Annotated in this window: 25 protein-coding genes and 1 pseudogene; 16 read left to right on the top strand and 10 right to left on the bottom strand. The window is 39.7% G+C overall.

Annotated features, from left to right (window positions below; translation table 11 throughout):
- Window positions 1-82 precede the first annotated feature (82 nt).
- The 8 genes from ACXAEA_RS21395 (at window position 83) to ACXAEA_RS21360 (ending at window position 8111) form a co-directional block, all read left to right on the top strand.
- Entirely contained in the window at window positions 83-319 is a 237-nt protein-coding gene (locus tag ACXAEA_RS21395) for a hypothetical protein (RefSeq protein ID WP_475097861.1), read from the top strand.
- A gap of 289 nt (window positions 320-608) precedes the next feature.
- A complete protein-coding gene (locus tag ACXAEA_RS21390) occupies window positions 609-2330 on the top strand; it encodes a hypothetical protein (RefSeq protein ID WP_475097860.1) in 1722 nt (573 codons plus the stop codon).
- 102 nt (window positions 2331-2432) lie between these two features.
- Complete coding sequence (locus tag ACXAEA_RS21385; RefSeq protein WP_475097859.1) at window positions 2433-4484, top strand: DUF4179 domain-containing protein; 2052 nt, start codon at window positions 2433-2435, stop codon at window positions 4482-4484.
- Window positions 4485-4588: 104 nt separating this feature from the next.
- A complete protein-coding gene (locus tag ACXAEA_RS21380) occupies window positions 4589-5368 on the top strand; it encodes a nitroreductase family protein (protein ID WP_475097858.1) in 780 nt (259 codons plus the stop codon).
- A 174-nt stretch (window positions 5369-5542) separates the two neighbouring features.
- The gene (locus ACXAEA_RS21375) at window positions 5543-6256 is read left to right on the top strand and encodes a toast rack family protein (protein ID WP_475097857.1); all 714 of its coding nucleotides are present in this window, start codon (window positions 5543-5545) and stop codon (window positions 6254-6256) included.
- 186 nt (window positions 6257-6442) lie between these two features.
- Window positions 6443-6691 (top strand): hypothetical protein, encoded by a 249-nt coding sequence (locus ACXAEA_RS21370; RefSeq protein ID WP_475097856.1) that lies wholly within the window; start codon window positions 6443-6445, stop codon window positions 6689-6691.
- Window positions 6692-6795: 104 nt separating this feature from the next.
- On the top strand, window positions 6796-7014 hold the full coding sequence (locus ACXAEA_RS21365) for a hypothetical protein (protein WP_475097855.1): 219 nt from the start codon (window positions 6796-6798) through the stop codon (window positions 7012-7014).
- A gap of 191 nt (window positions 7015-7205) precedes the next feature.
- Window positions 7206-8111: an AraC family transcriptional regulator gene (locus ACXAEA_RS21360; protein ID WP_475097854.1), complete on the top strand. Its 906-nt coding sequence runs from the start codon at window positions 7206-7208 to the stop codon at window positions 8109-8111.
- Window positions 8112-8116: 5 nt separating this feature from the next.
- Here ACXAEA_RS21360 and ACXAEA_RS21355 read toward each other — a convergent pair whose 3' ends face one another.
- The 4 genes from ACXAEA_RS21355 to ACXAEA_RS21340 all read right to left on the bottom strand — a co-directional run bounded on the left by ACXAEA_RS21355 (window position 8117) and on the right by ACXAEA_RS21340 (window position 10767).
- On the bottom strand, window positions 8117-9349 hold the full coding sequence (locus tag ACXAEA_RS21355; protein ID WP_475097853.1) for an MFS transporter: 1233 nt from the start codon (window positions 9347-9349) through the stop codon (window positions 8117-8119).
- Between the two features lie 171 nt (window positions 9350-9520).
- Window positions 9521-10165, bottom strand: coding sequence for a stage II sporulation protein M (locus ACXAEA_RS21350; RefSeq protein ID WP_475097852.1), 645 nt, complete (start codon window positions 10163-10165; stop codon window positions 9521-9523).
- An 18-nt stretch (window positions 10166-10183) separates the two neighbouring features.
- Entirely contained in the window at window positions 10184-10468 is a 285-nt protein-coding gene (locus tag ACXAEA_RS21345) for a hypothetical protein (protein ID WP_475097851.1), read from the bottom strand.
- Window positions 10468-10767, bottom strand: coding sequence for a DUF2089 family protein (locus ACXAEA_RS21340; RefSeq protein WP_475097850.1), 300 nt, complete (start codon window positions 10765-10767; stop codon window positions 10468-10470). The genes ACXAEA_RS21345 and ACXAEA_RS21340 overlap by 1 nt, the downstream gene beginning before the upstream one ends.
- A 534-nt stretch (window positions 10768-11301) precedes the next feature.
- On the opposite strand from ACXAEA_RS21340, the gene ACXAEA_RS21335 reads away from it, so the two are divergent.
- Window positions 11302-11859, top strand: coding sequence for a thioredoxin family protein (locus ACXAEA_RS21335; protein ID WP_475097849.1), 558 nt, complete (start codon window positions 11302-11304; stop codon window positions 11857-11859).
- Between the two features lie 62 nt (window positions 11860-11921).
- On the opposite strand, the gene ACXAEA_RS21330 is transcribed toward ACXAEA_RS21335, so the two are convergent.
- On the bottom strand, window positions 11922-13202 hold the full coding sequence (locus ACXAEA_RS21330; protein ID WP_475097848.1) for an MFS transporter: 1281 nt from the start codon (window positions 13200-13202) through the stop codon (window positions 11922-11924).
- A 72-nt stretch (window positions 13203-13274) separates the two neighbouring features.
- Between ACXAEA_RS21330 and ACXAEA_RS21325 the strand changes: the two are divergent.
- Window positions 13275-13994: pseudogene (locus ACXAEA_RS21325) on the top strand (family 1 glycosylhydrolase); the annotation flags it as partial.
- 204 nt (window positions 13995-14198) lie between these two features.
- Here the strand turns inward: ACXAEA_RS21325 and ACXAEA_RS21320 are convergent.
- Window positions 14199-15137, bottom strand: a complete 939-nt coding sequence (locus ACXAEA_RS21320) for a 3-oxoacyl-ACP synthase III family protein (protein ID WP_475097847.1) — start codon at window positions 15135-15137, stop codon at window positions 14199-14201.
- Between the two features lie 295 nt (window positions 15138-15432).
- On the opposite strand from ACXAEA_RS21320, the gene ACXAEA_RS21315 reads away from it, so the two are divergent.
- Entirely contained in the window at window positions 15433-16416 is a 984-nt protein-coding gene (locus ACXAEA_RS21315; protein WP_475097846.1) for a DUF4003 family protein, read from the top strand.
- A gap of 1078 nt (window positions 16417-17494) precedes the next feature.
- Here the strand turns inward: ACXAEA_RS21315 and ACXAEA_RS21310 are convergent.
- The 3 genes from ACXAEA_RS21310 to ACXAEA_RS21300 are packed head-to-tail and all read right to left on the bottom strand — an operon-like array spanning window position 17495 to window position 19275.
- Window positions 17495-17794 (bottom strand): hypothetical protein, encoded by a 300-nt coding sequence (locus tag ACXAEA_RS21310; protein WP_475097845.1) that lies wholly within the window; start codon window positions 17792-17794, stop codon window positions 17495-17497.
- 12 nt (window positions 17795-17806) lie between these two features.
- Window positions 17807-18118 (bottom strand): hypothetical protein, encoded by a 312-nt coding sequence (locus ACXAEA_RS21305; protein WP_475097844.1) that lies wholly within the window; start codon window positions 18116-18118, stop codon window positions 17807-17809.
- Window positions 18115-19275 carry a lipase family protein gene (locus ACXAEA_RS21300; RefSeq protein WP_475097843.1) on the bottom strand — a complete coding sequence of 387 codons (1161 nt, stop codon included), beginning with the start codon at window positions 19273-19275 and terminating at the stop codon, window positions 18115-18117. The genes ACXAEA_RS21305 and ACXAEA_RS21300 overlap by 4 nt, the downstream gene beginning before the upstream one ends.
- A gap of 346 nt (window positions 19276-19621) precedes the next feature.
- On the opposite strand from ACXAEA_RS21300, the gene ACXAEA_RS21295 reads away from it, so the two are divergent.
- Window positions 19622-20578, top strand: coding sequence for a hypothetical protein (locus ACXAEA_RS21295; protein WP_475097842.1), 957 nt, complete (start codon window positions 19622-19624; stop codon window positions 20576-20578).
- Between the two features lie 201 nt (window positions 20579-20779).
- Window positions 20780-21403 (top strand): EcsC family protein, encoded by a 624-nt coding sequence (locus ACXAEA_RS21290; protein ID WP_475097841.1) that lies wholly within the window; start codon window positions 20780-20782, stop codon window positions 21401-21403.
- Window positions 21404-22078: 675 nt separating this feature from the next.
- Here ACXAEA_RS21290 and ACXAEA_RS21285 read toward each other — a convergent pair.
- Window positions 22079-22567, bottom strand: coding sequence for a helix-turn-helix domain-containing protein (locus ACXAEA_RS21285; RefSeq protein ID WP_475097840.1), 489 nt, complete (start codon window positions 22565-22567; stop codon window positions 22079-22081).
- A gap of 127 nt (window positions 22568-22694) precedes the next feature.
- Between ACXAEA_RS21285 and ACXAEA_RS21280 the strand changes: the two genes are divergently transcribed.
- The 3 genes from ACXAEA_RS21280 to ACXAEA_RS21270 all read left to right on the top strand — a co-directional run bounded on the left by ACXAEA_RS21280 (window position 22695) and on the right by ACXAEA_RS21270 (window position 25527).
- Window positions 22695-24002, top strand: a complete 1308-nt coding sequence (locus ACXAEA_RS21280) for an MFS transporter (protein WP_475097839.1) — start codon at window positions 22695-22697, stop codon at window positions 24000-24002.
- A gap of 36 nt (window positions 24003-24038) precedes the next feature.
- The gene (locus ACXAEA_RS21275) at window positions 24039-25013 is read left to right on the top strand and encodes an ornithine cyclodeaminase family protein (RefSeq protein ID WP_475097838.1); all 975 of its coding nucleotides are present in this window, start codon (window positions 24039-24041) and stop codon (window positions 25011-25013) included.
- Window positions 25014-25326: 313 nt separating this feature from the next.
- Window positions 25327-25527: a cold-shock protein gene (locus ACXAEA_RS21270; RefSeq protein ID WP_026694123.1), complete on the top strand. Its 201-nt coding sequence runs from the start codon at window positions 25327-25329 to the stop codon at window positions 25525-25527.
- Window positions 25528-25628: the final 101 nt, after the last annotated feature.

Raw genomic sequence — 25628 nt, 5'->3', positions numbered from 1 at the left:
AATATAATTTACAGAAAATTGAAACCGTTTCGTTGACATTTCGTATAATTAAGAAAGTGAAGAAGAGTAAGGGGCAGTTTGTATGAAAAAATTACTGTTCTATTTCCGATCTACCGTAGTAATTGGTTTTATTTTATATATGGGGGCGGAGTATCAAACATTGTTACATGAAGAAGCGGCTGCTGACTATAATTTGAAGCCTTATCTAATAGTTTCAACTGTTTTTCCTATTTTAATTGGGATACTGTTACGATTGCCAGAATTGTTTCTGGAGATGAAAGAAAAGAAGCAATGGGAATTGATTGGGTTAAGGTTGTAGCGATTGGAATCCCGTCACTTTATATAGCATGGTCCCCATCCTAACGATGATTTACGGGGGAAATTTATTATTCGCAAAAGAATTGTTCCTGTTAAGAGGCTCTACCTTAACGACAACAGCTGGCATTGTGTTTGGTTATGTTTTGATAGGGAGTTTGAAAAAATAAACCGGGTATTGGCGGTAATCCATTGCCATGGCAAAGGGACGGCTCGGACTTTTCATGAATTTCATGTGAAACAGCAGAACCGTCCCCATGTTTCCTGAATTAATTAAGTTGGGAGGTAGATATATGGAACCCGAATTCAATAAGGATTTATTTAGATATTTAAAGTGGAAAGTAGATGCTGGTGTAAAAATAGAAATTTTATCTTATATAAAGTCTTTTTCTTACGAGAAGGTTACTAACTATGAAACCTATTACATACAGGACAATTTACAGACGGCACAATTAACAATAAGGAAAGCGGAAGTTACATTATTAGCACCATGGAATGGGAACCTTTCTAACTTTTTTAATACTTTAAATCAAGATCAATTTTCTAAAGAGTGGGATTTGCAACTTTCTCCAAATATAATTAGTCCTTTTTATTATAGAATGTTAGATCATGAATCTGTTCATTCAATCCTAAATATGAATTTTACCAAAGAAGATAAGGAAACTATGAAACTTATTTATGCCAATAATTTTTATATTTTTCCTGGTGGTCCTAACAATTTATTCAAACTTATGTATTTCGCATTGAATTACAATGATTTTAAAAATAGTGAAGCTAGATCAGATGATTATAAATCAATATTCAATGCCATTTACTGCTTTGCAAAACAAGAAATTTTATTAGAAAGATTTGAAATTAACTTACCGATAAAGAGTTTCACAGGCCGGTTAGATATTATTCATAGAGTTATACAAAACGATGGGTACACATTACCAAAATATAAGAAAAAGATCATAATCTCTACCAGTTGGGAAGAAATTTATGCGATAGCAAGAAAAAGGTTTTTGATAGATGAAGAGTACTTGATAATCTTAGAAAAAATTCAATTTGAATGGAGATCTAAATGTAATTTAGATGAGTTATGGTTCCGTTCACTGAATGACCTGATGGACAAAATACAAGAACGGCTTCCTGAGCAAGAACTTAACCAGTTAATGATGTTTTTAGATGACATCTATCTTAGTTTGGAAGAAATAGTTTCGATAATATTTAAAAACGTTAGACAGGAAAAGTTAAGCAAACTATCGAGTTTAACTTGTAGGATATGTAAGGTAGAAAAAGCAACAAATCGTATTCCCTGGTCAATTATTACTGCTTTTAAAGGTGAGATTCCCCAATTGTGTGATTTTTGTAAGGACACTATTTTTGACCTGCATCCGGATCTTTTACTGAAAAAAAGAGCTGGAAACATCAAAATCAGTGTAGAAGATAAAAAACACGAGTTATTGGAATTGGTTAGGGGAATTTCCATTCAAACCGGTGTGGTTCCCCCGAGTGAACCTATTAAGTATTTATCCCGGGTTGATGTAAAACACCATATGGATGTACTTGATTTCTTAAACAAACTCCCAGATAGACAATTACGAAAAAAGATATTTCCGAGAGGCTGGTCACAAGTTTTAGCAGAGGCAAATTTGGTTGAAACCGAAAAGAATACGGGTTTTGGGTTTCAATGTATTGCAGAAGATGGACATCTTTGTAGGTCACTGTCCGAGAAATTCATTGATGATTGGCTTTATAAAAACGGTCTTCAACATGAATGTGAACCGGCATATCCAATTGATGAATTTCTTAACCCTAATGGGATGAGAGCGGACTTTAAGGTAGGAGATGTCTGGATTGAATTTTTTGGACTTTATAGTAAGTCGTACCTAAATAAAATTGATGTGAAACTAAAGCTTGCTAAAAAACATTCCTTAAATTTAATTCCCCTCTATCCAGAAGATCTAACAGAAGTTAATTTAGCGAATAAGTTGAATCCAATTGTCCGGGATTATAAGAGGAGTAATAAATAAGGTGGAGCAAGGGGATGGTTGCACGTTTCAAATATTGTGAAAAAGTTTTATTTCATGAAACAGCAGAACCGTCCCTCTGTTTCAAGGGGGAGAATACAAACTATGATTCTAGAAAAGATGGCTCCGATTTCGACGGCGGCTGTCCAGGAGAAGGGGATTGAATCGGTTGTCGATTGGTTTGATCGGCATAAGGATTCTTTCTATACACTTGGCTGGTGTTATCTTCGGAATGAGCAGCAGGTGGAAGAGCTTTTTTACCGGTCGATTCTGAAGGTTCATAAGGAATTGCCTCGATATAAAGGGGATTCTTCATTCAAGATGTGGGTGATCAACCTTTTCATTCAAAACTGCCGTGAGCTTTCTCGTGATAGCAGTTTCCAAGATTCAGAGGTCGTGGAACCTCGTCAGGATGTATTGGTCGCTCTTGATCAGCTTGAGGGCCACGAAAAGGAAGCGCTGATTCTTACATATGTAATCGGACTTACCCAGGAGGAGACTGCGGAGTTCTTCGGGTTTTCTTTGGATGAAATCAAAGAGCTTTTGTTCTCCGGAATACAGTCTGTCAGAAATCAATTGTACGGTTCCATCTATCATGGCTGTAAGGAGTACCATCAACATTACATCGATTACTTGGAAAAATCCATGGACCGGTCGGAGAAGATCGAGTTTGAGGTGCATCTTTACAAATGCCAATTATGCCAGGATGATTTGGCCAGCTTTCAGGAAGTCGCGGCAACCGGGTTGAATCATAGTGAGGATGTTAATGACCTGAGTGTGCCGCCTCATTTCATGGATAACGTCAAAAAGAGGCTGATAGAGAAGAAGGAGAACCAAAAACAGAAGAACAAAAAGCGTAAAAAAGTGGCTCTTGTTTTCGTAGGTGTTTTCCCATTCATTATGGCGATCGGCTTTATTACCGGTGCTTTTCCAAAGCTCTATTATGCATGGACTGAAGAGGATGAGCAATTGCGTGCCTTTCTCCAGAAGGGCCTAGGCCAAAGGCTGAACCTGGAAGCGGAGAGTGGCGGAGTGAAGGTGAAGATTAAGGGCGTGGTTGCGGATGATGTCCAGACGCTTGTTTTTTATGAAATTCACGATACCAATGAAGACAATCAATATATCATGAATTATGAAGATGGACTCATGGTTGAGAACGAAAGTGAAGTGATGAAATTCGAAGGGTATCCCCGGTATTCGATTCCTGACCTGGAAGCGGAGATGAATAATAAGGAAAAGAATGTGTTTTACGGTGTGGTTGGATTGCGGCCGCTTAAAGAAGAGGAAGGGATCATTAAACTCAAGATCACACAGCTTCGAAAAGTGGAGCGCGATCCTAGGACGTCGTTCAATTTTAGGGCTGATGAGAATAAACCAGGTGCTTGGAGCTTCGAATTCCCAGCAACGAAAGAACCGTCCACCGAATACGCATTGAACGAACTAATAGAAGTCGAGAGGATTCCCATCCGGTTTGACAAGATAACCATAGCTCCAACTGCCACGATTCTGCAATATGGAATTCATGCAGAACAGCAAGAGAGACGCATCGACATGATTAATTTTGACGAACTAGTCGTAAACGGTAAAAAGGCGAAAGCAGACCGGTATGGAAGTCTTTACATGGACACACAACAAGACAATAAGTGGAATGCCTTTCAAACATACTTTGATCCGCTTTATGGCGAAAAACCAAAAGAGGTTAGTGCTAGAATATCTGCTGCCTTTTTAACCGTTGAAGATAAAAAAAGCATCACGTTGGATGGGAATCTGCAATATCCCATGACTGTGGAATATGCAGGCAGCACGCTCAGCATCGATCGGATTGAAGAAGGTCAGTCCACAAATATTGTCATAAGCAATCATGAATTGAGAAATCGGGAATATGAAGCCCTCCACATCAATATTGTCGATGAAAACCACACCGAACTGAATTCAATGTATATCGATTCAAAAGGGGTCCTCATTGACAAAAACGGCGTTGAATACGACGAGTACACAGGTCCTATCGAATACGAAAAAATCGAACAGCCCCGCTATTTAACCACAGAACAAACGATGAAGTTCGAAGGCAATGATGAGACCCCTAAAGTACTTTTGATTTCTGGATATAACACGACAAAGTATTTGGATGAGGTTGTGAAGATGAGGGTGGAGTAGAAACATGGGGACGGTTCTACTGTTTCAATGATTGTGAGAAATTGTATTTTCGAGAAACACGAGAACCGTCCCTCTGTCTATAACAGATTTTAGGAGTGATTGTTTTGGAATTGAGTGATGTTATACACGGGCACAGGTCCATTCGGGAATATGAAGATAGGGAAGTAAGTCAAGAGCTGCTGGACCAGATTTTAGAGGCGGGTATTCGTGCCTCTTCAAGCGGCAATATGCAAACGTATTCGATCATCGTCACGAAAGACAAAGAACTCAAGAAAAAATTATACAATGCTCATATGGAGCAATCGATGGTGGTTGATGCACCGATACTCTTAACATTTTGTGCTGATTTTAATAGAATGAGGAAATGGCTTGCACTCAACGAGGCACCTGTACATTTTGATAATTACATGAGCTTTATGATCGGTGCCATTGATGCCACTTTGGCAGCGCAAAACTGTGCATTGGCAGCTGAAAATGCAGGCCTCGGCATTTGCTATATGGGCTCGACGCTCGCAAATTGTGACCAAATTGGTGAACTGCTAAACTTACCGCCAAATGTCGTACCCGTTGTAGGTTATTCATTAGGGTATCCAGCAGAAAACCCTGCCCCGCGTGATCGATTGCCGATGCATGGACTTGTTCACTACGATCAGTATCGGGATTATTCGGATGAAGACATTTTGGAAATTTACAAAGATCGAAATGAAAAAGGATGGAACCGCTATATGGCCGTCCCAAAACTCAAAGAAATGACAGAACAATTAGGATTAAAAAACCTTGCCCAAATATATACCAAAGCCAAGTATACGAAGGAATCACACCTCCACTTTTCACAAACAGTGCTGAAGTACCTAGAGAGACAAAACTTTATGAATAATGATTGAAAACATGGGGACGGTTCTTTTGTTTCATGATTGGTGCAAAACCAAAATCGTGAAACACGAGAACCGTCCCTCTGTTTCGGTCTCAGGTCTGATAATAAGTTAAAGCCTTAGCCTGTTAAGTGATTGTGGGGAATGGCTTATGATTAACCTATAATCAGCTGGAGGCGATATAAAGTGAAAAAAGTGATGGGATTTGGGTTGGTGGCGGTATCTGCTGTTTTATTACTGTCAGGATGCAATAATACGATTTTTGCTAGTGATAAAAGTGATGATGAGATCGTGGTTAAGAAGGATAAAGCCAAGGAGCTTGAGGTTGTTTTGAATTTTGGCGCGGGGGAAATGGATGTTGCAGGCGGTGCTGATGAATGGGTAAATGGCAACGCAATCTATGAACCGGAGAAGATGAAACCTGAAGTTTCCTATGATCTAGACGGGAAAGTCGGCAAGGTGGAGATCTCTCAGCCAAATGAGTTTAAAATTGGCAAGATGAAGAATGAATGGGATCTGAAAATAAGCGAAGATGTTCCAGTAGACCTTGTCGTAAATGCCGGAGCATCAGACACCGATCTTGATTTGAAAGGGATCGAGCTTTCAAACCTTGAAGTGAACGCAGGAGTTGGTCAAATAACCGTCGACCTTGGCGGAGATTGGAAAGAAAGCTTTGATGCCCGTATTTCCTCAGGAGTCGGACAGATGATGGTTATTCTTCCAAAAGATACAGGTGTAAGAATACACGCAGAAAAAGGAATCGGCTCAGCGTCTTTTGATAATTTGATTTCAAAAGGAAATGGAATTTATGTAAATGAAGCCTACGAAGATGCAAAAGTGAAGATTGATCTAGATGCTGATATCGGAGTGGGCGAAGTAACATTTGAAATGGAAAAATAATTTAGGATGAGAGGGGCGATTCCGGCGTTTCATTTTATGAAACACGAGAACCGTCCCTCTGTTTCTGAAAAAGATTTTGTCTAATTCTTAAAAATGTATGATTCTTGTCTACTCCAATTTTTTCGGTGGTGAATAAAATATTGAGGGCATTTTTATTCTCACTACAACAAAGGAGGGTAGAGGGAAATGAAAAAATGGGCAACAAACCAAACTTATTCTAATCGAGTATTAAGAGCAGAGTTTGATGATAACTGGAGGACTACCATTACCCAAACGGGATATGTAAAATATATTGCACTTGAAAACAAGGCAAAAGTAGAATTCATACTTTCTGATGGCTCAACTAGAGTCGTGTTGTTCCCAAAAAACGGTTACGTGTTAGTAGGCAGCGGGGGAACAAGCCACTTCAGTAAGCCGCATATAACCATAGACTAAATTTGATTTCAGGCAGGCTCCTTATTTGTTGCTGAGAAAACGATCAACAGCTTGTCATGATTAGACAACCTGGTTCATAAACTCTACCAAAAGGGGGTGTAGAGTTGAATCACGTCTCTAACAGAGTAGATTATTATCTAAAAGACAAATGCCTATTGAGTGCGCATGTCAAGCATTGGGAGCAATACATTGCCGCTTTGAGGGCGAGTAATACAGTGACGATCAACAAGAAAGAATATATGGTAGACAAAATCAATATGGTTCATGATCCAGCAACCATTGTATTAAAAGTCAACATTGAACCACTTAGAGTTTATAATTGAGTATCCTTCGGGGTGCTTTTTATTTTGCCTCGCGATTGGAACAAGAGAACCGTCCCCCTCTGTTTCGACGGGTCCCGAGTGAAACACAAGAACCGTCCCTCTGTTTCAAACACAAGAACCGTCCCTCTGTTTCCTCTGTTTCGTGTAAAATTGTAATGGAGAAGACAAAGACTAACCGTAAAGTGGTGAGGATGATTCAACAGTTACTTTTACTTCAGCGTGTGATTGATTATATAGAGGACCATATTAAAGAGGAGCTTAGTGCTGAAGAGCTGGCGAGAATGGTGGGGTATTCTCCTTATCATTTTTCGCGGATTTTTTATAAGCAGACGGGTTATACATTGATGGATTATGTTGGAAAAAGGAAACTCCAGTTTGCACTGTACGAATTAGTGAATGGGAAAAAGATCATCGAGATTGCCATGGATTATGGGTTTGAAACACATGCTGGCTTCACCAAGGCGTTCAAGAAGTGTTTTGGAAGTCCTCCGAGTCTGTATAAGGAGCATTGTCCGACATCATTGCCTCAAAAACTGGATCTGATGAGCCTTCACCAAAAGAACACTGGCGGTATTGTCTTGCAGCCCCAGATTGTCCGCCGGAGTGATTTTTTTGTCGCTGGGAAAATATTCAGTATAGAGAATTTCCCTGCAGACAGAAATGTGCCTGCGTTTTGGGAGCAGGAAGGTTTGACAGATGGTTCGATTGAAAGGTACTTATATGAAGTATTGTCTCCGAAAAAGCATGGAGAGTATTGTATCAATTTGAGCCGCAGCCTTGATGAAGACAGCTGCCGGTATATGTTTGCTGTAAACTATGACGATGAAATAACCTTACCGGATGGAATAACTGCTACACAAGTCCCTGAGGCTTCCTATGCCATATTCCGTACACCTTTGGTTGAAGTTGGTCAATTCGCTACGGCGATTAAAGGGACGTGGAGATACATTCTGGAGGATTGGTTTCCCCAATCATCCTATGAGGTGGTTGAAGAGGGCTTCGACTTTGAATTTTATGACGAGCATTGCCACTATTGGGATTTCAAAAAAATCTATATGGAAATTCATATTCCGATAAAAGAAAAATCTCGAGAGTGACTCGATCACCCTCGAGATTTTTTGATGGCCAATTGATATAAGTAAATCACAGGCGTTAGTAGAATGGCACTTGCAATCATTGCTATTTTTATAGAAAAATTGGCGGCAATAAATCCAATAGCCGGCCCGCCGCTAATTTGGCCGATCGCATCAACCTGGCCTTTTACCGAAAAGAACGTCGCGCGTGTCGATGAATCGGGAATGATTTTATTCAGCCATGTATCCTCAAGCGGTGCCATGACAGACCTTGTTCCTTGTATGATCAGATAAAAGCACAGCAAACTGATGATATCAGTTGAAAGAGCAAAACCGGTCAGCGAAGTGATAATCAGAACACATCCAACCAGCAAGGATACATAGATGGTGTTCAACTGGTGATGGAGAGAACTCCGGCTGATAATATGAAGGCCGACAAATGATAGGAGCATAACGACAAAATTAATGCTTCCGATCAGGATGACCAAATAGCCTTCCGTAAGATAGGCGAGACGGGTTTCTTCAAGGAAGTGAGAAATCCATAGCCGGTCAAAGCCTTCACTATATAGCCCGAAAAACAAGGCGATAAGGAAGAGAATCCGCATCAGATAACTGGCCTTTGTATAATGGACCATCTGGTTCATATTACTTTTCAGCGTTTTCCAAGTGGATGTATTTTCAGGTTGAACAGGTTTGAAATTCTCTTCTTTCATAAAAAGGAGCAGAAAAACAGCTAACCCCAGCATAGATATTCCGCCAATGATGATGGGCAGGTTAATCATGAAAAAATAACCAATCAACATACTTAAAGGAATCGCGATCACTTGTCCGAGTGTGCCAGCCTTAGCGCCATTAACAAACGCCTCGGAAGCAAGCTCTTCTCCGATCTCATCGGCAATCCACGCTTGATGCGCACCGCTTGTAAACGTGTAGCCAATTCCCCAAAGAAATTGAGAAACTAACACGGCTGCGAAATACGGAAACGAGCCCTCGATGAGGAATCCGGCCCCAATCAAAAAATACCCGATAATCACTGAAAGCCTGCGACTTTTTAAATCCGCTACAAACCCGGTCGGAATCTCAAACAGGAAAACAACTGCCTCCAGAACAGTGCCGACCAGAACAAGCTGCAGCGGATCAAGACCCACAACTTTCACATGATAAAGCAAGTTAACCGTAAAGATAAATGTAAAAAAGAACTGAGACCAAAAACGTGTATAGATATAGACTCGATATGAATCCATCTTTTTTATAAATGTCAATTTCATCCCCCCTAACCAGATTATAGAGAGGGAGGAAGACGATTTCTTTTCCAAATTTGCGGTTTTGGAGTGTGTGGGAGTGAAATTCCTTATTGGGAAGCCTACACTCCATCAAGTCTTCTTTAACTTCGGTTCCCGGATGAGACGCGAGAACGGTCCGAGTGTCTCTTACTAAAAAGCAGTTAATAAAAATTTCGAAAGAAATCCTTCGATAAAAGCAGCGATGAAAATGCAAGGTGTGATGACGAAAATGAAGGCGGAAAAAGCTTCTTTGAGGTGGTGACGGAAAGGTGTTGTGCTCTTTTTACCTTTACGAAAGGTATTGGTCAGTCTATTTACAATCGTTTTATTCAACGTATTTGCATAAATGGCGGCAAGCATAAAGGTAGTCATTTCCAGAATCGCATGCGGCAGAAAACCCAATCCGAATGTGTGGAGGACATTTAAATCAACCTGCTGAACAAGATACAAAGTCATACCGATCATCGCGCATGTTGTAATGAGCGGCAGTATGTATAGGTGCCTAATGGGGATGAAAGCAAGGATCAAGATCTGCAGGCAAACCAGCCAGTTATTCTTGAAGAGAAAAAGGGTGGCTTCCCAATATCCCTTTCTGGGGGCATCTTCTTTGAAATTTTCATCTAAGCCTGAAAGGAGCTCTTTCATATCCGGGTTTATATATGATGTAATCAGGTAAGCCATGACAAAGATGATGAAATAAAAGAACCAATACTTCCAAAAAGATCTTTCTAGATGAAGCCATACATGTTTCCAAGTTTTAATGCATGTTGTTTTTACATAATCGACAATGGTCATGATCTATTCCTTTCAGGGTTACATATCATGTATTTGTATTTTTTCCAACTCCTTTTGGCGTTGCTTCTTCAGATAATCTCTGCCTTTGATCCAGATACTTAACAAAAAGGCCAATCCGCCAACACCAGCTAAAATAAGGGAAAGCGTATCTTCATTACCAAATCTATTAAAAAACCACACCGATATAAAGGCTATGTACAGAACAGGTAAGATGGCTCCCCAAAGAACATGACTTCTCCTTGATAAATAAAATTGAACTCCAATCACTGCAATCGCAATCAACCATCCATAAATAGTAGGCATTAAGGGTCAACCCTTTCTGATTTATATTTTTCGATAATTAACTTTGCTACGTCTAAACTGATTTGTTCATCCAGCACCAGATTTTTTATCATACTGACAAACTCAAGATCCTCTTTTTTACTATTCAGCTCAATTTTCTTAATAAGCAGATCCAGCTTTGTCCGGACTGTTGGATAGGAAACTCCATAAATAGATGAGATTTCCTTTAACGAGCCGGAATTTAAAACGAACTTCCTGATAAATTCGAGTGATTCTTGATCTAATGCAAGAATCCATTCAGGTACCTCATCGCGTTTCACTTTTTCATCCCTCCTTATATTTAATAATGTTAAATGAAAGTTTAATATTATTCAATATATTTTTAAAAAAATAAAAATTAATAAAATATTTACTGGAACGAAATACAAAACATGAAAGATATTCAGGATTTGGAAGCAGCTCTCGACAATCAGCTTCCGGAGGGGCGGTTCCGGCGTCTCAACAATTGTGACAATATAATATTGATGAGTTTAAAAGAATGGAAGACGGATATTTTCACATATGGATTGAAATCAATGATCTAGATAAGTACAGAATAGTACCCGAATTTGTTATTCCTCAGTTACAAAGTTGGAGGTTAGCAGCAATATTGAACAGACAGTATTAAATGTAGTAAGATAATTCCATTTAAGACTTTATTATAATTATACTGGTGCGTTGATCCAAGATGGACAACACTCTCCCCAACAGACGTTTATCATTATATAATCCGGATTAAGTTGAAAGCACGAGTTACCGGATGCCAGGTTTACATTTCCATACGCATTTTACATAGAAATCAGGGAGGCATTTAGATGAAAACAGAGCATCAGTATTTTGAAGAGGGAAAATCAATTCAAACTTATATGAAGGAAATGGGCACGTTAAAAGAGGAAAGTTTTGCTGTTTATGAACAATTTCATCTCCCGGCAGATGGATTTGCTGAAGAGTTAAAACAATATCAACTTCATTTTCTAACGATTACCGAAGATTGGTGTGGAGATGCCATGATGATTAATCCAGTTATTCGCAAATTAGCTGAAGCTGCAGATATTGAAATGCGCGTCGCATTACGAGATGCAGATACAGATTTGATTGATCGTCACTTAACAAACGGTGGACGTGCCATTCCCATGATTTTAATCTTTAATAATCAAGGACATCTGCTTGGAAAGTGGGGACCTCGTGCACCCAAAGCTCAGCAAATCGTTGATGAAGTTCGTGCTGCATTGCCACCAAAAGAGGATCCCTCCTTTGCGGAGAAACAAAAAGCGGCCTTCGGTTCTTTAAGAAAAAGGTATACAGAGGAACCAGCTCTTTGGTCAAATGTTTATGATAGTTTCAAAGAGACTATATTAGCTATTTTGAAGTGAATAAGCAGGGACATGTCCAGGTGGTCATGTTCTTGAAATTCGGAAAAAAAGTATGCCTCACCTTATTTTAGACGGGAGGATTCTAGTTCTACCGATTCAGGCTGTCGCATTTCCTTAATAGACATCACTCCAAACAAGCCAATTAAAGAAAAAATGACTGGAATGATGAATCCATAAAAATAGCCTCCACTCATACTGCCTGAAACAGACTGAAAATGATCCAATACTTTTCCGAAAAATCCTGGCAGTAAAACAGCACTTAGAAATCCACCAGTATTTGCAAAACCAGATACAAAGCCAGATTCCCTAATAGGAAAGGATTGGCGAACGACAGCAAAAGTTAAGGCACTTGCTCCAAATCCAAAGCCGATGATAAAGAAAAGCAAAATGAGCATGAAGAGTGGAGGATTCCCTTTAAATAAGAGGAAAGCAGACCAGCTTGTTAAAATAATAAAATGAACAATGACATAAGGACGCTTGATTGTTTCAAGCCGACTTGATATCCAACTGGTTAGTGGAGCCCCTATAAGTGCCCCTATAAGACCAACCATGATTAGTTGACTGGCATCTGATCGAGTCAGATCATACATATTCATCCCATAGGGCACTGCCCATGAACTAATAAAGCCCACATAGCCGCCAACAACCCCAAAATGACAGAAGAATAAAGCCCATGCCTGCCGATTCAAAACGATTCTTCTCAGTAACATCGAAATGTTTTGGCGTTGAATTTCATCTTTAACAGTTACCGATTCATTACGAAAGAGCTGTCTTGGTTTCTTTACCAGTACAATATATAGAAGAATTCCGGATAAGCATAACGCTATGCCCGCTGAAAAAAAGGCTGCTCTCCAGCCAAGTAAGTCAATCAATAAGGAGAAAGGAACTGTCGCTAGAAGGAATCCAAGACTTCCCGTCATTCCCGCGATCCCAATTAATCGAACAAATTCCTTTACTTTAAACCAATGGCTTAAAATCAATACCAAATTGACCCAAATAGTAGCATCTCCAATTCCCGTAAGTATTCTGGCAAAAAACAAGACAAACTCATGTGTCCCAAGACTATAAATGATCGTGCCTAACCCAGTAACAATTGCACCTATAATGAGAAAAAAATTGGGCCCAAACCGATCAGCCAAAACCCCCATTGGAATTTGCAAACTAGTATAAACAAAGAATTGCATACTCGTTAGTAACCCAATCGTTGTTGCTGTTACATGAAAATCCTTCATCACCTGCTCTGTAATCAATCCCGGAGCTGTTCGCTGGCTCGACATTAATAAGTAAGTTAACAATACGGAAACAAATACAACCCACCGAAACTTGCTATTTTGTTGGTCCAATGATTTCTACTCCCGTTGGCTTTTACACTATATATATGGATATTCAGCACCGGTAATGATAACTTACTGAAGCTGGCAGCTGGTATGACATATCCTTACACTCCAAATCCAGAGGATATATGGAAAGCGATGGATAAGGACAGAGAATCATTTTTCTTCATTGATGTTCAATCAAGAGGAGAATATCCTGGGTATGCGAAGAGATTCTTCCGAGACCACAATTTAGATATCGTGATGGAAGAAGGGGACTTAGAAATCTTAAAAGAAGGCACCGTTGATTATATTGGATTCAGTTATTATTCCAGCCGCTGCACAAGCACAGACCCGGAAGTACTGAAAACTGCTATCTCTGGTAATATATTTGGTTCCATCAAAAATCCTTATACAAAAGCTTCAGAATGGGGCTGGACTATTGACCCTAAAGGATTGAGAATTACTGCAAACCAACTTTGGGATCGATATCAAAAACCATTGTTCATTGTCGAAAACGGTCTTGGAGCAGTCGATGTACCTGAAGAAGACGGATCAATAAATGATGATTATCGTATAGACTATCTAAAAGCCCATTTTGAAGAAATGAAAGAAGCGATAGAAGATGGTGTTGAGATCATTGGTTACACAAGCTGGGGTCCGATTGATATCGTCAGTGCGTCAACTGGCGAAATGAAGAAACGTTACGGATACATTTATGTGGACCGCGATAATGATGGTAACGGAACATTGGAAAGAAGCAGAAAGAAATCGTTCTATTGGTATAAAGATGTTATCAGTAGTAATGGGGAGAAGCTGTAAGAGGGACAGGGGACAGGAACCCTGTCCCTTGTTTTATGTAGAGATAAGGGTATTTTGCAATTAACCTGCCAACCTCAAAATCTCACAACTTATTCATGAAGTAGAAAAGGTAACTTTTGTTTCTTATAATCAATCGTTTGATTAAAATTAGCGAATGCACGCTGACTCCCCAGTCCCTGTCATCCAAGACTTTAGTTTAAGCAATCACTTCCCCCAGCGAAGGGTGATAGCTCCCCAGCCGAGACCTGCGCCATACCCGACTAGAACAACTAAATCTCCATCCTTGATCTTCCCTTGCTTCACTTCCTCGTGAAGACCGATTGCTACTGTTGGTGCTGATGAATTCCCGTAATATTGGATGGTTTTGGTATGAACTTTTTCCATTGGATATCCAAGAGTCTCAATTCCTTTTTCGATAATACGCAGGTTTGATTGGTGCGGGACGATGAAATCGACATCCGCCAGATTCAGCCCCGAAACTTCCAATACTTTATGAACTGCCTCCGGAAACTTGTTGACAGCGAATTCGAAAACGGCCCTTCCGTCCATCTTGATATTCTTATTTTCATCGAGGTGAAGGTATTTTCCTCCGCTCCCGTCCATCTGCATATTGATTCCCAGAATTCCATTGTTTTCTCCAACTTGGCCAACAACAACAGCTGCAGCACCGTCAGAAAACAGAAGCGCAGTCTTCTTATCCAGGGGATTCAAGAGGGAAGAGCATTTATCCACGGCAATGACCAGCACGTTTTTGTATAACCCGGTCTGGACAAACTGGGCCCCTGTTGCCAAAGCCGTAATAAAACTGGAACATCCAGAGTGGAGGTCCAGGCCTGCGCATTGCTCAGCCCCAATTCTGTCTTGTACCAGTGCAGCCGTGATATGGGTGTCATGAGTGTTCGTTCCAATAATGACCATGTCGATTTCCGTTGGATCAAGTCCGGCATCTTGGATAGCCTGTATGCCAGCAACTTCACACATGTCCGCAAGCGAAGCATCGGTAGATTCATAGCGTCTTTCCAAAATGCCTGTCTTCCTGTAAATCTCTTCTTCCGTAATACCAAATCGTTTGGCAATCACGTCGTTTGTAATAACTATTTCCGGAATGTTTGCTCCGATCCCTAGTATGCCTGCATTGTACATTGTCCAACTCTCCTCATTGAGTTAATATTTTCCAATACATTTTATCACAGAATTAGACAATATTTGTAATTATTAGGAAATTTCAGACTTGTAGAAATCCCATAGAAGAACTTATAGTGTTTTTCATCCAGTCTCTTCTCTGTCTTGTACGGCATGGATTAAAACAAGTGGTAGGTGATTATAAGTTGGATTCTGTAAAATCATGAGGCAACAGAACCGCCCCTCAGCTATAAAAATACAAAACTTTTTCCATTCTGAATCGTATGTAGAGTATGACTGACAAATGGAGGTTTATATGGAAAAAGCAAACAGGAGTATTCAGGATTATATCCAAATTTATTCCCAGCTAAGAGAAAGATATCGCTGGAAAGTTACTGATCAATCGGTTTTGATGATGGTTGCTTCTTTGTATATTTCCAGCAACCGAACCTTTGATATCAATAGATATACTGAGCTTGCGGATTATATAAAAAGTGAATCCGGGTTGTTTTCGCCTTTGCGCTCTGAGTCTCGCTTTACCTTTGCCGCTTTGCTTGACACAAAGTTTGAAAGTCCCAAAGATCATTTTCCGGCATTTATCGATGCATACAATGCATTGGTCTCAGCCGGATTCAGCAGAAATACTTTCACCTACATTGCGGCCATGCCGCTGGTCACAGCAAATACAGAAGACCTTAAGTCTCTTTCTGAACGGGCAAGAGTAGTTTATAAGAAGATGAGGGAGGAGCATTTGTTTCTGACTGGGCACAGCGATTATCCGCTTGCTGTCATGCTGGCTCAACACGACCGACAGACAGATGAGATGATTTTTCATATTGAGGACTTGTACAGCAAGCTTTCGCAAAACGGTTTCCGAAAAGGAAATGATCTGCAAAGCATGAGCCATATACTTTCTCTGAATGAAAATAGCCATGCAGATGACATGGTTGCTCTGTCCACTGAAATCTATGACAGAATGAAAAAAGAAGGAATCAAACCCAAATCCATGTTCTACCCTCAGATTGCACTGCTCACCTTAATTGAAAAAGGGAACGATAATCTTTCGAAGATAAAAGCAATATGGGAGCAATTGAACGAAGAGAAGCTATTTAAATGGAAGAAAGACATCAATTTTATGATGGCCGTTAATTTCGTGATCAGTGACAAAATCGATCATTCATCCCTGCTTCAAACCAATCTTTCTACGACAATCGAAACATTGATCCAGGCCCAGCAAGCAGCATCGATTGCAGCTATTTCGGGTGCAGCAGTCGCGGCTTCTTCAAATGGAGGAGAATAAGGACATAGAAAGCGAAGGGATTACGGCAGTACTTTCTCATATCCGGTGAAACATGGGGCGGTTCAATAAGGCAGAGCGAAAAAGAGGAAAATCAGTAGTGAGTGAAGGGGGGATAGCCCTCTTTTTTTTGCAGTTAGATAGGTTACGGAGCACAGCACCATAAATAACGGTGTGAGGACAAGGAACATTGGAACATGGGGGACGACTCTCATGTCCCTAAAATTGCAAGAGGTTAAGTTATAGTTTTATGAGGTAGAGGCTAATTCTCCCTTGGCACCAGGCCAGACCGGTGTAAAGTAAAAAGCACTCTATGCTATTTTAATCCTCTCAGATAGAATCAAGGAATTGCCCCTGTTTCTCCAGGTCCCGGCTGAAACACAAGAACCGTCCCTCTGTTTGAAGGAAATCATGAATAAAATTTGGAAAGATAAAATATATAAAGGATAAAAGTATGTGGACAACACCTGCTTTTCAAAAATTTGGAGCTATAAGGTGCTGATCTTTTGAATAGGAATAAGAATTTGCAATTAGTCCTCTTTTTGCTTTTATGTTTGCTTATATTTCTAATTGTTCATGTTATTATCCATACAAAGATTTATGTAGTGTTTAGTGCAAGTCTTGGTTCAGTCTTCATGATTGGACTGATTATCTTCCTAATTGTTTACCTCTATTTAAATGGATGAGAAAGAATTGTTATTATCTATTGGCTTCGTTTTCTGGGTTGGCGGAAGAGAGGAAGTTAGAGACATGGGGGTAGATCCTCATGTCTTGTTTTCTTAAAAATTAGTCTTGAACCTAATTTAACGTCAGGAATTATATAGCGATAGTTTCGTGATTTCTCTAACCGTTTACTCATCCACACCCAAAGTGTTTGGATCACTCGCTTTTCCCATTTCCTAGAAAGACATCCTTTTCAGCATGATTTCCATGTTAAGTAAAGAAGTAAACCTTCTATTTATGAGCTAGTTAAGTTCTCTTGTTATTTTAAAAATGAAAATACATAGTTTTGTTCTACTCCTGAATGGAACGCAAGAACCGTCCCTGTGTTTCCTAAACAAAAAAACCGGGTTTCCCCGGGTTACTTTTCGTCATATCCTATTAAAGATACTTCATATTTCTCTTCGGCAAAGTTCACCATAGCATGGATCTTGTTATCCTCATTCCCCTTTTGATAGCCATAAAGGAAAATTTCTGTCCCATTATTTCTGGAAGTGAATTCGTGGCTATCGATGACGACATCCCAGCCTTTTTGTTCTTTGAAATATTCTATTGCTGATTCAGTTGATTTTTGGACAACCTCATTTTCTTCTTCTTGAGTCATGCCGCCACACCCTTGCAAAAGTAATGTCATTATTATAAATATCATTATTTTTTTCATTGTAACATCCACCTACCACTTCGGACCGGAGTTGATTTCAGCTTGCATTAATGCGTTCAATCTCTTTTTTGTCTCGACGATTTCATATTTATTGTCTTCCAGTCGATGTATCCTTTTTGAAAGCTCGGAGAAGAAGTCATCATACCATTGTTGTGCTCTCCTGGTAGCTTCACCAGCTCGCCAACTCGACAATTGATCCAAGCTATTTCTATACCTCATTTGAGCTGAACGAAGTGTTCCGATGAAGTCATCGAGTTCTCTTTCCGCAGCGGTAAGGTTTTTAATGTCATTCATAAATGCAGCAGTCAATTTCCTGTCCATCATGTCAACTTATCCGCCCTTTCGAATTCGCTCGCTGCGTTCCTTAAGAAATGCGTAAAAGCTGAAGATTCTTCACTAAGCCACGATGCCATCTTAACAAGTTCATTCATTGTAATGTATCCGACCTGTTTTGTTTCAGGACGCTCTGCACCATGTACAAGTTTACTCTGGATTTTCCCCTTAACATGTGGCTGTTCGCGCAATATGGATTTTGTGATTTTATCAAAAGAATCAGCAGCTTCCTTTAAATGTACAGGAGTGACCTTGATGATGCCTACGTCAGCACTCACATATCGCGGAGATCGTGATATTTCCACTCCCGCCAGGACATTATAAAGAATCCCATTGCTGATATTCCCATACTTATCGAACTGATAATGATCCATGCTGTGATAATTATCGCCAGATATGGATTCAATCAACCTGCGGATTGGACGACCTTCGTTATCCATATTTTCGTATTTGAATCTTGAACCAATATAATAGGTTGAACCAATGTGACGTTCGTAAGGGGAAAGTCCTCCTGCGCCGATCGAATCTTTTGGGTGGACATAATTGACGATGGAAGAATCAAATTCGCCCGCAAAGACCCTCTCTCTTGTTTTATCGTCTAAGAGATCCACCACGCTAGGAGCACTGTATGTGACTGCTCCCAAATCATATTTTGCAGCTGTATATTGTGCAAGGGCCCCTCCTAAAGAATGTCCAGTGACGGATATTTTCGCATTTGGATTATCAGATTTAAGATCTCTGATTAAGTGTTCGGCTTGTTGGAATTGATTCTTTTTGTACCATGACTCCTTTACAGGATCATAATAAACATCGAGCCTTTCGCCCCTTGGGTTTGATTGTTTCTCATGGACTTTATCCTTCATTACAATGTATTGGATGTCCGTTTCTAAATCAGCCATACCGGCTCCAAGCATGTCATCTCCTTGAGTGCCCCTGAATGAAACGATTATGTTTTCTTTGTTTTTAACAACCAGCGCATTGAATCCAGTTGAGGTATCGGTAGTAACATAATCTTTATTATTAATAACTTCCCATTCTTGTATTTTCTGATTATTACTGTATTCAATATATCTGGGCAACCTCTTGAGATCTGTACTATAGGCTTGTTGTGACAGGAACAAATACAGTTTGTCTTCGTTTGAAGCCATTAGCTAGCATCCTCCACATCCTAAGGTTTTTCTTAATTTTACCATATTTATAATGAAAAATAAAAAACCGCGGGGCTCTCTTGACTTTCAATCCAAATTAAAAGATATTGCTATTTTCCGGCTCCACAATGGATCACGAGAACTGTCCCAGTGTTCCACGCAAGTATGAAGAAAATTTTTAAGAAAAACGTCGTTTATTCAATATATAACCTAAATATTTGAAGAATACGTCGTATAATACATAGATAAGGCTGATAATTGGACATTTAGAATATGGTTTGGGCTACAGGTCAACATTGATTATCATTACAAAAAATACCGTAATTAAGGAGAGGAAGATCCGCACATGGAATTAGAGAAGAGTAGGGCTGTTTCTAACCAAAAACCGGTGCTTCAAAGGTGTTTGTTTCCTATTACAATTATTTCCTCAATGTTAATTTCAGGATCAACCGGATATATAGCTAGTCAAATAGCTATCAACAATAATGTTGGTGACTCAACAGAGATAAATACTATGAAGAAACAAGTAAATGAAGCTAGGAATCATTCGTTAAAAGTAATAGAAACTGAACTGCCTAAAATAATTAGCGATCTAGAACAATACAATCAGGATATAGATTTATTAGTTAAAAATGTTGAGGGGCTAAATGAAAATTTAGCTCCTATAAGGGATGCAATAGACAAATTCGACACAGCCATTAACGTCGTTAAAGGAGTCAACGCTTTTGTTGATTTTCCTCTTGTAGGTAACATAAGTGATAAATTAGATCTAGCACAGTTTCAACTTAATGAGATTGATAGCGTATTATCTCGTTTGGAGAACTTGAAAGTTATTAAACAAGAGATAAGTGATTCTCATCAAAATTTAAAAGTATTATACGAAGAATATCAAAAGGAAAAAAGCATTGAACAGTTACTTCAAATTGAACAAGAGTTAAACTCAAACTTAATTTATCAGATTGAAGATTTAAGAAATACTACTCTAGAAGTTCATAAAGTTCTTGAACTATCTTCAAGTGTTTTAATTACAGTAGATAAAACTAAATCCCTTTATAACTCAATGCAGGAAATGGGGGCAAATACACTAGAGACAATTCAGTTTTGGAAGGATAATGAAGGAAGTTCTGAAATTGGGACAAATATAAAAGAAAGTTTGGAAAAGGATTTAGTAGCTTCTAAAAAGAAGATTCAAAAGCTGCCTAATGAATTAGCTCAACGATCCAAGAATAGTATTACGTCAATAAGCACTGTTCAAAAAGAGCTGCAGATTATAAAGATGGCAGAAATGATCAGTAGTGAGTGAAGAGGGGATAGCCCTCTATTTTTTTTCGTAGTTAGATAGGTTAGGGTGAACCGTACCACAAAAAAAGCCATAGTCAGGTAAAGAATAAACAGAACTAGGATAGTATAATTATTGGGAATATATTTCATCTATGGTAAAGTGATACTATAATATTACTTATTTTCCTAAAAAACTACTTAATTTATCATAGGAGAGATTATCTTGTCGAAAAATAGTTTAACAGAAAGTAAAGTAGCTCAAGCATTAGATTGGGCATATGAAAAAGCTGTTAATGGACTACCAGGAACTGACACGGCTGCTGAGTTAGCAGAGAACTATTTAAGAAAGCATACCTCTGTTGATAATGCAATTGATAGCTTAATACGATGGCAAAATGCTAAGGGAGTTACAAGTGGATTCCTAACAGGATTAGGTGGAATAATTACATTACCCGTTGCTATACCTGCTAATGTAGCATCTGTTATGTATGTTCAAATTAGAATGATTGCAACAATTGCCTATATGAGGGGGTACGACTTAAAAGATGACCAAGTTAAGACTTTTGTATTTGTGTGCTTAACTGGACAAGCTGCGACAGACATATTAAAACAGGCTGGAGTAAAACTAGGAACAGCTCTAGCCAAAGAAGCAATTAAAAAGATTCCTGGTGAGGTAATTAAAGCAATAAATAAAGCTGTTGGAATTAGATTGGTAACAAAGTTTGGTGAAAAAGGAATTGTTAATTTAGGAAAAGCTGTTCCTTTAGTTGGTGGCATAATTGGAGGAGCTGTTGATGGAATAGGGACTAATACTATTGGAAAGACAGCGAAAAAGGTATTTGCTTAATAAAATAAATATAGAGGATGTTAAAAACCTATGATTTTCATTGGAGCTATATATGTAATTGTACTGAATTTTTTCGGAGATAAGCCAGTTTGGATATCAGCGGGTATAGGATTTCTATTGGCGCTCATTACTATGGGAGGAGCTGCTACCTTTGCCACTATATTAGTAATGCCAGCCATTCTAAGGATGCTCTTTAAACAGATATGGCCAATAATTGCAGTTGAATTAGAACTAATGAAGAACAAATAGTATCAAGCCCATTTATAATGAAGGGGGTTTTTGGTGATTTTATATAGGTAACCAAATACCTCATTTATACTCGTTACGGTGAAACGGATCACAATTGATGGTAAACAAGAAAATTGCATTTACAGTACATACTAATTCTAGAAGGTAATTGAATACTTGAAAAAAGTTAATGTATAGTAATTAGAATCACATCACTATTCAATAAAAATAAAGTGGAGCTTGCTCCAAAAGGCTGTCGGTTCTCGGCAGCCTTTTTTTTTCTTGTTTCTTGTGCATTAGCGATACAAGAGACAAGAGACTCCTCGATTCCATTATTTCTTTGAACATATGTACAAAGGAGATGTGCAGGTACGCTAGAATATCCGACATACATCAATCGATAGTTCAAGGAAAACGATCTTAAGATTGAGATGCATGAAGGTGACTTTACCTGGAAGAGACAACCAAGAACCGAATCGTCTGATCTGTATGGTTGTACCAGTAATGCGTTTCACTAGCTGAAAAGAACCAGGAGTCTCCTTGTTGGAGTTCAATTATCTTTGTACCTATTTGGAGTGTCAGGGTTCCTTCTATTACATATATAAATTCATGTCCGCTATGGGCAAAGGGTTGTCCGTCGCTTTGGTTTGCTGGGAGTGTGACGAGTATGGGATGAAAGTCTGGATTTGGGACTTGTTGTGTCAGATCTTGATAGTGGAATGAAGGTTCACTCATGCGTTCAGTATTATTTGGGAAAAAGATACTTGGATTGACGCCAAGGACTTCTGAAATTTTCCGCAGTGACTCTAGTGTCACACTGGACTTTCCGCGTTCGACTTGGGATAGAAAACTTATAGATACACCGGCGCCTTCTGCCAGTTCTTTCAAGGTCATTTTTTTCTCTTTACGAATTTCTTTAAGTCGTACACCTATCATAAAAGCCCGCCTTCCTATTAACCATAAATAAAGATTGTGTCAATTTGAACAAAGTTGACAGAAAATTAACTATTATCTAATATCTAATTGAAGTACCACTTCAATTTTAAAAGAGGAGGAAGAGTAAATGCAACATTTGGATAAAAAAACGACATACCGTGTTTTGATTGCCAGCCTTGTTGGCAGTTCCATTGAGTGGTTTGACTATTTCTTATATGGAACGATGGCCGCACTTGTATTTAACCAATTATTCTTTGTCAACGAGGATCCAACAGTAGGCTTGCTTTTAGCGTATGCATCGTTCGCACTTTCGTTTTTCATCCGGCCATTTGGAGGAATTATTTTTAGTCATATCGGGGATCGAATCGGCCGGAAGAAAACCCTCGTTTTAACATTGAGCTTAATGGGTGCTGCGACATTCGCAATGGGGATTCTGCCTACATATCAAGCTATCGGTGTAGCTGCACCGATCATTTTGATTACACTTCGTCTCATCCAGGGACTAGGAATCGGCGGGGAATGGGGAGGAGCGCTGTTGCTTGCAACTGAGTATGCTCCGCCAGAACGCAGAGGATTCTTCGGTTCTATTCCACAAATGGGTGTGACGATCGGTATGGTGATGGGTACACTCGCTCTTTGGATCATGAGCTTATTACCGGAGCAACAATTCATGACATGGGGCTGGCGCGTGCCATTCATCTTTAGTGCATTACTCGTGGTCTTTGGTTTATGGATCCGAAAAGGAATCGATGAGACACCTGAATTCAAGAAAGTTAAGGAAAAAGGTGAGATTCCAAAGCTGCCAATCGTCGATACACTTCGTTACCACTGGAAAGAAGTGCTGATCACAATCGGTGCGAAAGTGGTTGAGACAGCTCCATTCTATATTTTCAGTACGTTCATTGTTTCATATGCGACAAGCACTCTAGGATTCAGCCGTTCCGCTGTGTTAGGTTCCGTCATGGTTTCAACTGTCATTACGACCATCCTTATTCCGATCATGGGAAGTTTATCAGACCGCGTTGGCCGTAAGAAAATGTATATCGTTGGTACATTAGCGATGATGGCTTTCGCCTTCCCGTATTTCTGGATGATTCATCAAGGCAGTGTACTAATGTTGGTTTTGGCGACGATTATCGGCTTGGGGATTATTTGGGCTCCAATTACGGCAGTACTTGGAACGATGTTCTCCGAAATCTTTGATGCCAAGGTTCGCTATACTGGTGTCTCACTAGGCTATCAAATTGGGGCCGCAGTTGCCGGTGGTACAGCTCCTCTAGTTGCCACTGCGCTGCTCGCATCATTCGATAATTCCTACGTGCCAGTTGCACTCTACATCATGTTCACTGCTGTGGTGTCACTGATTGCCATCTGGGCAGTGAAAAGCCGCGTTGAACCAACTGTGATCACTGGTAAAATGAGCTCGGCCAAATAATTTGGCCGAGTTTTTTCATAAAAGGAGAGATTCTATATGCTTATACTGAACGAACAACTAATCCAATCCATCTATAAAATCGAAGATGCCATTCGAGATGTTGAAGCCATGTTGGTGGCCATTCATGAAGGACGTGTTGAAAATCCTCATCGTACGGTACTGAATGTCCCTGAACGAAACGGATCGGTTCTCTATATGCCAAGCTCGGATGGAACATCAGTGGCAGCGACCAAAATTGTCTCGATTTTTCCAGATAACAGTTCAGCTGATCTTCCAACCACACAAGGAGCCATTCTGCTCACGGAACTACAAACAGGAAGACATATAAGCTTACTGTCCGCTTCCTATCTGACGCGATTAAGAACCGGCGCATTAAGTGCCATCTCAGCCCGCCACCTCGCCAGGCCAGACAGCCAAGTGTTGACCGTCATTGGCACAGGCGGAATGGCGTTCGAGCAAGTATTAGGAATAGTGAACGTCCTTCCGATTCAAGACATCTATTTAATCAATCGTTCCATTGATAAGACATACACATTTAGCGAAAAGCTCAAAGAGGCAGGGATTACCGCTAAGATACATACTGGTGTCGACCGAAACGAAGCCGTCGCCCAGTCCGATGTCATTTGCTGTGCGACCCGATCAACCGAAGAAGTCTTTGATGCCAATTATGTAAAAGCAGGAACCCATATCATCGGCGTAGGCAGTTACTTACCCGAAATGCGTGAAATCCCGTTAGGTGCGATTGAAAAGGCGACGTTGATTTATGCGGACGATTATGATGGGGTGAAAGCCGAAGCTGGAGAATTTATTGATGCAGTGGAACGTGGGAAATGGTCGTTTGATCGGCTTTCTGGGACATTGGCTGAACTTCATGTGAATCCGGTTGAACGTGGAGTTGAGGATCTTACTATTTTTAAATCAGTTGGAGCGGCTCATTTTGATTTGGCTGTGGCGAAGGGTGTCTTCGAAAAGGCGAAAGAACTGAATGTAGGTGAGGAGATTTTTTTGTAGGATGGATAAGGCAAAACCCAGGTATAGGCGAAGGTATAAAAAAGGATAGATTGAGCAATTTTTTTGCGGCTCATCTATCCTTTTCCTGGTGCAAAAGTAAAAAACGATTTTCTCTTGAACTACAACTTTCTCCATTCAACTCAAACTCATTATGAGGAAGTCACCCTACTAAAGTCCCTTGCAGTTTTTCCTAAATCTTGTTATTCTTAGGTAGAATTATTTTTGTTCGGTGTAAAGTTCGACTCTTCGTTCTAATGATCACTTTGGGCAAGGATAGTAATACAATGTGCTTTAGCACTAGGAGGCAACAAACATGGAACAAGGTACAGTTAAATGGTTTAACGCAGAAAAAGGTTTCGGATTCATCGAGCGCGAAGGTGGAGAAGATGTATTCGTTCATTTCTCTGCAATCCAATCTGAAGGCTTCAAATCATTAGACGAAGGTCAAAAAGTTACTTTCGACGTTGAGCAAGGTGCACGTGGACCTCAAGCTGCTAACGTTCAAAAAGCTTAATTTTGATATAGCATACCGAAACAGACTCCAAAAGGGTCTGTTTTTTTATTTTCAAAAATAACAGCAATAAAAAACCCTACTCAACGAACGAGTAGGGGCAT

It is taken from the genome of Mesobacillus sp. ABV4_180, assembly GCF_056158485.1.
This window is presented reverse-complemented; position numbering and strand designations above follow the sequence as displayed.

Excerpts from the sequence above, each read along its gene's own strand:
- ACXAEA_RS21285 (WP_475097840.1), bottom strand. The coding sequence starts at position 22,567 with ATGATAGGTGTACGACTTAAAGAAATTCGTAAAGAGAAAAAAATGACC.
- ACXAEA_RS21390 (WP_475097860.1), top strand. The coding sequence starts at position 609 with ATGGAACCCGAATTCAATAAGGATTTATTTAGATATTTAAAGTGGAAA.
- ACXAEA_RS21270 (WP_026694123.1), top strand. The coding sequence starts at position 25,327 with ATGGAACAAGGTACAGTTAAATGGTTTAACGCAGAAAAAGGTTTCGGA.
- ACXAEA_RS21350 (WP_475097852.1), bottom strand. The coding sequence starts at position 10,165 with ATGACCATTGTCGATTATGTAAAAACAACATGCATTAAAACTTGGAAA.
- ACXAEA_RS21300 (WP_475097843.1), bottom strand. The coding sequence starts at position 19,275 with ATGGCTTCAAACGAAGACAAACTGTATTTGTTCCTGTCACAACAAGCC.
- ACXAEA_RS21385 (WP_475097859.1), top strand. The coding sequence starts at position 2,433 with ATGATTCTAGAAAAGATGGCTCCGATTTCGACGGCGGCTGTCCAGGAG.
- ACXAEA_RS21295 (WP_475097842.1), top strand. The coding sequence starts at position 19,622 with ATGGAATTAGAGAAGAGTAGGGCTGTTTCTAACCAAAAACCGGTGCTT.
- ACXAEA_RS21275 (WP_475097838.1), top strand. The coding sequence starts at position 24,039 with ATGCTTATACTGAACGAACAACTAATCCAATCCATCTATAAAATCGAA.
- ACXAEA_RS21320 (WP_475097847.1), bottom strand. The coding sequence starts at position 15,137 with ATGTACAATGCAGGCATACTAGGGATCGGAGCAAACATTCCGGAAATA.
- ACXAEA_RS21395 (WP_475097861.1), top strand. The coding sequence starts at position 83 with ATGAAAAAATTACTGTTCTATTTCCGATCTACCGTAGTAATTGGTTTT.
- ACXAEA_RS21370 (WP_475097856.1), top strand. The coding sequence starts at position 6,443 with ATGAAAAAATGGGCAACAAACCAAACTTATTCTAATCGAGTATTAAGA.
- ACXAEA_RS21310 (WP_475097845.1), bottom strand. The coding sequence starts at position 17,794 with ATGAAAAAAATAATGATATTTATAATAATGACATTACTTTTGCAAGGG.
- ACXAEA_RS21280 (WP_475097839.1), top strand. The coding sequence starts at position 22,695 with ATGCAACATTTGGATAAAAAAACGACATACCGTGTTTTGATTGCCAGC.
- ACXAEA_RS21360 (WP_475097854.1), top strand. The coding sequence starts at position 7,206 with ATGATTCAACAGTTACTTTTACTTCAGCGTGTGATTGATTATATAGAG.
- ACXAEA_RS21335 (WP_475097849.1), top strand. The coding sequence starts at position 11,302 with ATGAAAACAGAGCATCAGTATTTTGAAGAGGGAAAATCAATTCAAACT.
- ACXAEA_RS21305 (WP_475097844.1), bottom strand. The coding sequence starts at position 18,118 with ATGATGGACAGGAAATTGACTGCTGCATTTATGAATGACATTAAAAAC.
- ACXAEA_RS21315 (WP_475097846.1), top strand. The coding sequence starts at position 15,433 with ATGGAAAAAGCAAACAGGAGTATTCAGGATTATATCCAAATTTATTCC.
- ACXAEA_RS21345 (WP_475097851.1), bottom strand. The coding sequence starts at position 10,468 with ATGCCTACTATTTATGGATGGTTGATTGCGATTGCAGTGATTGGAGTT.